Origin of the sequence: uncultured Flavonifractor sp. (assembly GCF_944387675.1) — a bacterium.
In the GTDB taxonomy this organism is placed as follows: Bacteria; Bacillota; Clostridia; order Oscillospirales; family Oscillospiraceae; genus Flavonifractor.
This window is the reverse complement of record NZ_CALXFV010000100.1, coordinates 1-7,877: the sequence shown is the minus strand read 5'-3', so window position 1 is coordinate 7,877 and position 7,877 is coordinate 1. Positions and strand designations below refer to the sequence as shown.

Annotated in this window: 7 protein-coding genes; all 7 read left to right on the top strand. The window is 64.0% G+C overall.

Annotated elements, in window-relative coordinates; all coding sequences use genetic code 11:
- The first annotated feature begins 185 nt into the window (after positions 1-185).
- On the top strand, positions 186-1,706 hold the full coding sequence (gene garD / locus Q0J74_RS09305; RefSeq protein ID WP_297213761.1) for a galactarate dehydratase: 1,521 nt from the start codon (positions 186-188) through the stop codon (positions 1,704-1,706).
- 82 nt (positions 1,707-1,788) lie between these two features.
- Positions 1,789-3,099 carry a lactate racemase domain-containing protein gene (locus Q0J74_RS09300; protein WP_297213758.1) on the top strand — a complete coding sequence of 437 codons (1,311 nt, stop codon included), beginning with the start codon at positions 1,789-1,791 and terminating at the stop codon, positions 3,097-3,099.
- Between the two features lie 9 nt (positions 3,100-3,108).
- Entirely contained in the window at positions 3,109-4,017 is a 909-nt protein-coding gene (locus Q0J74_RS09295; RefSeq protein ID WP_297213756.1) for an AEC family transporter, read from the top strand.
- A gap of 18 nt (positions 4,018-4,035) precedes the next feature.
- Positions 4,036-5,505 carry an NAD(P)/FAD-dependent oxidoreductase gene (locus Q0J74_RS09290; protein ID WP_297213753.1) on the top strand — a complete coding sequence of 490 codons (1,470 nt, stop codon included), beginning with the start codon at positions 4,036-4,038 and terminating at the stop codon, positions 5,503-5,505.
- Positions 5,502-6,740, top strand: a complete 1,239-nt coding sequence (locus Q0J74_RS09285; protein ID WP_297213750.1) for an NAD(P)/FAD-dependent oxidoreductase — start codon at positions 5,502-5,504, stop codon at positions 6,738-6,740. The genes Q0J74_RS09290 and Q0J74_RS09285 overlap by 4 nt, the downstream gene beginning before the upstream one ends.
- The gene (locus tag Q0J74_RS09280) at positions 6,737-7,099 is read left to right on the top strand and encodes a DUF1667 domain-containing protein (RefSeq protein ID WP_297213747.1); all 363 of its coding nucleotides are present in this window, start codon (positions 6,737-6,739) and stop codon (positions 7,097-7,099) included. The genes Q0J74_RS09285 and Q0J74_RS09280 overlap by 4 nt, the downstream gene beginning before the upstream one ends.
- Positions 7,100-7,146: 47 nt before the next feature.
- A partial coding sequence (locus Q0J74_RS09275; RefSeq protein ID WP_297213744.1) for a 2-hydroxy-3-oxopropionate reductase occupies positions 7,147-7,877 on the top strand: 731 nt, incomplete at its 3' end.

Here is a 7,877-nt window from a genome sequence, read left to right as displayed (position 1 = left end):
TTCATCCAGGTGCTCACCGCCTACAACGGCTACCTCACCGGCCTGTTTGTGCGGCCCATGGCCTGGGTCATCTGGGTGCTGATCATCCTGTCTGTGATCTACGCGATCTTGGATAACCGGAAGGCCAAGCGCCAGGAGAAGGAAGCTGCTGCCAAGCAGTAATGTGAGCTAAGGGGAGTATGGATATGAGCGCACCGCTTTACATCAAAGTAAAAGACGTGGACAATGTGGCCATTGCGGTGAAGGATATTCCTGCGGGGACCCAGGTTATGCCTGATGTGGTCACCCGGGAGGACATTCCCCAGGCCCATAAGATTGCCCTGACCGATATTCCCAAGGGGGGCGAGGTGGTCCGCTACGGCGTAGTGCTGGGTTATGCCAAGGACGCCATTCCCGTGGGCGCCTGGATCAACGAGCATATGCTGGACCTGCCCCAGTCTCCCGCCCTGGATAACATGCCCTTCGGCACCAATCTGGTGCCGGCCGAGCAGCTGCCCGACCCCACCCGCACCACCTGGATGGGCTACCGGAACAAAACCGGCCCCGCCGGTACCCGCAACCTGCTGGGTATTGTCACCACCGTGCAGTGCGCCGCCGGCGTGGTGAACGTGGCCGTGGAGCAGATCAAGCGGGAGCTGCTGCCCAAGTATCCCAATGTGGACGGGGTGGTGGCCATCAACCACCCCTACGGTTGCGGTGTGGCCATCAAGGCCCGGGAGGCCCACATTCCCATCCGGGCGGTGACCAACCTGATCCGTCACCCCAACTTCGGCGGGGAACTGATGGTGGTGGGCCTGGGCTGTGAAAAGCTCACCTTCGACATGGTGCTGCCTCCCGAGGACATCACTCCGGAGAACACCCTCACCCTCCAGGACTACAAGGGCCACGACGCCATGATGCAGGCCCTGCTGGACATGGCGGAGAAGAAGCTGCAAAAGCTCAATCAGCGCCGCCGGGAGGAGCTGCCCCTCAGTGAGCTGCTCATCGGCATGCAGTGCGGCGGGTCCGACGCCTTTTCCGGCCTCACCGCCAACCCCAGCGCCGGCTATGCCGCCGACATGCTGGTGAAGGGCGGCGCCACGGTGATGTTCAGCGAGGTCACCGAGGTGCGGGACGGCGTCCACCTGCTGGCCCAGCGCTGCCGGGACGCGGCCACCCGGGATAAGCTGGCCGCCGAGATGAAGTGGTACGACGACTACCTGGAGGCCGGCGGCGTGGACCGGGACGCCAACCCCACCCCCGGCAACAAGAAGGGCGGTCTGGCCAACATTGTGGAAAAGGCGATGGGTTCCATCGCCAAGTCGGGTACCGCACCCATTGAGCAGGTGCTCTCCCCGGCGGAGAAGCCCAGCAAGCACGGCCTCATCTACGCCGCCACCCCCGCCAGCGACATTGTCTGCGGACCCTGCCAGCTGGCCAGCGGCATCGGCCTGCAGGTCTTCATGACCGGCCGCGGCACTCCCTACGGCCTGGCCGCCGCCCCCGTGATCAAGGTCTGCTCCCGCAACGAGATGAAGGAGCACTGGTTTGACCTGATCGACGTCAACGCCGGCCCCATCGCCACCGGCGAGAAGACCATTGCCGATGTGGGGACCGAGCTCTTTGAGCTGATTCTGGACGTGGCCAGCGGCGTGAAGAAGCCCTACTCCGACCAGTACGGCTTCCACAACGACGTGTGCATCTTCAATCCCGCGCCCATTACCTGATGAGAAGAAACGCTTTGCAGGCTCCCGCCGGGACACCGGCGGGGGCCATAGGCGTACCTGACCATTGAGGAGGCAGAAACCAATGGAAATCAAACAGGGAGGCGTGGTCTCCCAGCTGCTCTCCGGGGTCCCCATCCCGCCCATGTTCCGCGCCCGGCAGGTGTTCCCCATGGAGCACATTGAGCCGGCGGACATTCCTGCGGCGGTGATGGAGCAGCTCTCCAGAGAACCGTTCTGCTCCAAGGTCCGCCCCGGCATGGAGATTGCCATCACCGCCGGCAGCCGGGGCATTGCCAACGTGGATATCATCACCCGCGCGGTGGTGGACTTTGTCAAGTCCCGGGGCGCCACCCCCTTCATCGTCCCCGCCATGGGCAGCCATGGCGGCGCCACGGCGGAGGGACAGCTGGACATCCTGGCGGGGTACGGCATCACCCCGGACACCATGGGCTGCGAGATCCGCAGCAGCATGGAGGTGGTGGAGCTGGGCGTCTCCGACACTGGCATGCCGGTGTACATGGATAAAAACGCCTACCACGCCGACGGCATCATCCTCTCCTGCCGGCTCAAGCCCCACAACGCCTTCCGGGGTCCCTACGAGAGCGGTCCCTGCAAAATGATGACGGTGGGTCTGGGCAAGCAGCGGGGAGCCGAGCGGGTCCATGCCGAGGGCATGGGCAAGATCGGCCAGAACATCCCCTCCATGGCCAAGGTGGTGCTGGAGAAGGCCCCCATCCTCTTTGCCATCCCCTGCCTGGAGAACGCCTACGACCAGACCTGGAAGCTGGAGGCCATCGACAAGGACGACATTCTCCAGCGGGAGCCGGAGCTGCTGAAGGAGGCCTTTGCCCACATGCCCTCCCTGCTGGTGGGGGAATGCGACGTGCTCATCGTGGATGAGACGGGCAAGAACTACTCCGGTACCGGGGTGGACCCCAACATCACCGGCACCTTCTCCACCGAGTACGCCCACGGGGGCGTGAAGGTGCAGCGCACCTGCTTTTTGGACCTGAGCGAGGCCAGCCACGGAAATTCCCTGGGCGTGGGCCTGGCCAATGTGATTACCAAGCGGTTCTTTGACAAGATCGACCTGGAGATGATGTATCCCAACTGCATCACTTCCACCGTGCTCACCTCCGCCCGTATCCCCTGCATCGTGGCCACCGACAAGGAGGCCATCCAGATGTGTATCCGCACCTGCAACGGCATTGACCAGAACAATCCCCGGATTATCCGCATTCCCAACAGCCTGCACATCGGGGAGATCATGCTCAGCCAGGCCTACTATGAGGATGTAACGGCGGGACGCTGGCCCGGGCTGGAGGCGGTCTCTCAGCCGGAGCTGCTGGAATTCGATCCCCAGGGCGCGCTGCTCACCCCGATCCGGGGGTGACAAAACCCCATGGACAGCTTTTACAAAATGGTGGACGTGCAGACGGTGCTCTTCATCTACATGGTGGTGGGCTACTACTGCCGCAAGTCCCAGATCTTCAACGATGTGGCCCGGGATAAGCTCACCGACCTGGTGATCAAGATCACCCTGCCCTGCATGATCTTTGAGTCCTTCAACATGCCCTTCAGCCTGGACACCCTGAAGCAGGGAGGGCAGGCCCTCATCATCGCCACCGGCATGGCCTGTGTGGCGCTGCTGCTGGGGAAGGTGCTCTACAACGGCTTCCGGCCGGAGGAGAAGAGCATTCTCCAGTACGGCACCCTGGTGAGCAACTCCGGCTTTGCCGGGCTGCCTGTGGTCAGCGGAGCCTACGGGGACGAGGGACTTTTCCTGGGTTCCCTGTTCATCATCCCCACCCGCATCCTGATGTGGAGCGCCGGCATCTCCCTGTTTACCCGGGCCGACGCCAAGGACGCCTTTAAAAAGGTGATGCTCAACCCGGCCATCATTGCCGTGGAGATCGGCATCGTGCGCATGGTGCTCCAGATCCCCCTGCCCCACTTTGTGGACAGCGCGGTGGACAATCTGGGGGCCTGTACCTCGCCCCTGGCCATGGCCCTGGTGGGCGCCATCCTGGCCGACGTCCCCATCCGGTCGGTGTTCGACCCCAAGACCTTTTACCTGGTGGCGGTACGGCAGATCCTGCTGCCCGTCCTCTGCCTGGCGGCGCTGAAGCTGCTGCATATGGACCCCCTGACCATCGGCGTCAGCGTGGCTCTGACCGGCATGCCCATCGGCTCCACCACCGCCATTCTGGCCCAGAAATACGGGGCGGACGCCCAGTTCGCCTCCAAGTGCGTGTTTATTTCCACCCTGACCAGTCTGGTCACGGTGCCTATTTTGACCCTTTTCCTGTGAGGAGAAAGGAAGATCCCTATGCAGCAGAACTATGACGTCGTCATCATTGGCGGCGGCGTGGTGGGCAGCGCCATCGCCCGGGAGCTCTCCCGGTATCGGCTGCGCATCGCGGTGCTGGAGAAGGAGAGCGACGTCTGTACCCAGACCAGCGGACGGAACACCGGCATGCTCCACGCCGGGTTCCTCTACAAGACCGGCACCCTCAAGGCCATCTGCGCCGTGGAGGGCAACCAGGAGTTTGACCAGGTGGCCGCGGAGCTGGATATCCCCTTCAAACGCACCGGCAAGCTCATTGTGGGCTTTACCGACGAGGACCGGCAGCGGCTGGAGAATTTCAAGGCCCGGGGCGAGGCCAACGGCGTCAAGGGCCTGGAGATCATCGACCGCAAGCGGATGGATGAGCTGGACCCCAGCGCCGGCGGCAACTTTGCCATGTGGTGTCCCGCCAGCGGCATCCTGGACCCCTTCCTCTACACCATCGCTCTGGCGGAGAACGCAGTACACAACGGGGTGGAGTACCACCTGAACTGCGCGTTCACCGGGGAGACCAGACAGGCCGACGGCACCCACCTGCTCCACACCACCCAGGGCGATGTTTCCACCCGCTGGGTGGTGAACAGCGCGGGACTCAATTCCGCCGTGGTCAGCGAGCAGCTGGGTATTCCCGGCTATGTCATCAAGCCCGTCAAGGGCGAGTACTTCGTGCTGGATAAGCTGGCGGGGCAGTACGCCAAGATCCCCGTCTATCCCGCCCCCAACCCGGACAATACCTTTGATACCCACGCCACTCCCACGGTGGACGGCAACGTGCTGGTGGGTCCCGACAGCCAGCTGGCCCGGGACTTCCAGGACTACGAGTCCACCCAGGCCGCCATGGACGGCCTGATCGAGAGTGGCTCCCGCATGTTCAAACACATGGACCGCAGCTATTTTATCCGCAACTTCGCCGGCATCCGGCCCAAGCGCATCGACCCGGAGACGGGCGTGGTGCAGGACTTTGTGCTGGAGTGCCGGGACGAGGTGCCGGGCGTGGTGAACCTGGTGGGTATTGAGTCCCCCGGCCTCACCTCCGCCCTGCCTCTGGCCCGCCGGGCCGTGGCCCTCATCGCCCAGCGGGAGGTGCTGACGCCCAATCCCAATTTTGACCCCGTCCGTCACGGCATCCGCCGGTTTGCCGATATGAGCGACGAGGAGCGGGCGCAGGCCATCGCGGAGAATCCGGACTACGGCGAGATCTACTGCCGGTGTGAAAAGGTCACCCGGGCTGAGATTCTCCAGGCCATCCACAATCCCCTGGGGGTACACACCGTCAACGGCGTGAAGGTGCGCACCCGGGCCACCATGGGCCGCTGCCAGGGGGGCTACTGTGAGACCCGTATCACCGAGGCCCTTCACCAGGAGCTGGGCGAGGCCTTTGCCCGGATCGATCTGGGTCCCCAGGGTTCCTGGATGTTTACCGGCAGTGTGAAGGGAGGGGACCAGGCATGAATGTGGAACGCCATCAGGCCGTGGTGGTAGGCGGCGGACCCGCCGGCCTGGCCGCCGCCATCCAGCTCCGAGAGAAGGGAATCGACGATGTGGTGATCCTGGAGCGGGAGCACCGCACCGGAGGCATTCTCCGCCAGTGCATCCATGACGGCTTCGGCCTCACCCGGTTCGGGGAGACCCTCTCCGGCCCGGAGTACGCCCAGCGGTTTGTGGACCGGGCGGAGGAGCTGGGCATTCCCTGCCTCACCGATACCACCGTGCTCACCCTGGAGGCCGACCGTACCCTCACCGCCTCCGGCCCCGCCGGACTGCGGAAGATCCAGGGAGACGCGGTGATCCTCACCATGGGCTGCCGGGAGCGGACCCGGGGCGCCCTGGCCATTCCAGGCAGCCGCCCCGCCGGCATCTACACCGCCGGCGTGGCCCAGGAGTACATCAACCTGCGCAACCTGATGGTGGGCAGGGAGGTGGTCATCCTGGGCAGCGGGGACATCGGGCTTATCATGGCCCGGCGGATGACCCTGGAAGGCGCCCATGTGAAGGGCGTCTACGAGGTGCAGCCCTATCCCAGCGGCCTGCCCCGGAATATCGAGCAGTGCCTCAACGATTACAACATTCCCCTCCACCTCAGTCACACCGTCACCGACATCCACGGCCGGGAGCGGCTGGAGGGCGTCACCATCTCCCAGGTGGATGAGCACTTCCGTCCCATCCCCGGCACCGAGGAGCGGGTGGACTGCGATACCCTCATCCTCTCGGTGGGCCTCATTCCCGCCGGGGACATTGCCAACGGCTCCGGCCTGGCGGTGGACGGGCGCACCAAGGGCGCCTTTGTGGATGAGCACTATCAGACCAACCTGCCCGGGGTGTTTTCCGCCGGCAATGTGCTCCATGTCCACGACCTGGTGGACTTCGTCTCCCTGGAGGCGGAGGCCCTGGCGGCCGCGGCGGCGGAGTATTTGAAGCAGGGCTCCCTGCCCCCCTGTCCCCTGGAGGTGAAGGCGGGGAAGAACGTGGGCCACGTGATTCCCCAGCGCATCAGCGGCAAGCGGGGCTTTACCCTCTCCCTGCGGGTGCGCCAGCCCATGAAGAAGGTCACCCTCACCGTTACCCAGAACGGCCGGGAAGTGCTGCGGCGGAAGTTCCCCAAGGCTCTGCCCGCCGAGATGATCCAGCTGGCTGTGGCTGCGGAGAAGCTGGAGACCACGGGAGATCTGGAGGTGAGCGTGGAATGACACGGACCTTTACCTGTATCATTTGCCCCAACGGCTGTGAGATCACCGCCCAGTACGAGGGAACCCGGGTGGACGCCATTGAGGGTGCCACCTGCCCCAAGGGGGCGGACTACGTCCGCCAGGAGCTCACCGATCCCCGGCGGAACATTGCCACCAGCATCCTGGTGGAGGGGGGCGAGCTGCCTCTGGTCAGCGTCCGCCTGGATAAGCCCATCCCCAAAAAGGACATCTTCCGGGTAATGGAGGCCATCAACCAGCTCAAGGTAACCGCGCCCACCGTCATCGGCCAGGTGGTCCTGCCGGACGTGTGCGGCCTGGGCGCCAACGTCATCATCACCAAAAACGTGGCCGCTCTTTAAGCCCGGTCCGTTTGGATAAAAATACTGATATTTAGGAGGAATTTACTATGAAAGTCGGACTGATTGGTCTTGGAATTATGGGTAAGCCCATGGCGAAGAACCTGCTGAAGGCGGGCTATGATCTCACCGTCAGCGACCTGAACCCCGCCAGCGTGGCCGAGGTGGTGGCCGCCGGCGCCAAGTCCGCCAGCAACGCCGAGATCGGCGAGACCTGCGACGTGGTGCTGACCATGGTACCCAACAGCCCCCAGGTGAAGGCCGTTATGCTGGGCGAGGACGGCGTGGCCGCCCACATGAAGCCGGGCAGCGTGTTCATCGACATGAGCTCCATCAACCCCGTGGCCTCCAAGGAGATTGCCGCTGAGCTGGCCAAGAAGAACATCGAGATGATGGACGCCCCCGTGTCCGGCGGCGAGCCCAAGGCCATTGACGGCACCCTGTCCTTCATGGTGGGCGGCAAGCAGGAGATTTTTGACCAGTACAAGGATCTGCTGGGCGCCATGGGCGCTTCCGTGGTGCGCTGCGGCGACGTGGGCGCCGGCAACACCACCAAGCTGGCCAACCAGATCATTGTGGCCTGCAACATCCAGGCCCTGTCCGAGGCCCTGACCCTGGCCAAGATGGCCGGTGTGGAGCCCCAGCTGGTGTTTGAGGCCATCAAGGGCGGCCTGGCCGGTTCCACCGTCATGAACGCCAAGGCTCCCATGATGATCGAGGGCAACGACAAGCCCGGCTTCAAGATCGACCTGCACATCAAGGACCTGAACAACGCCCTGGA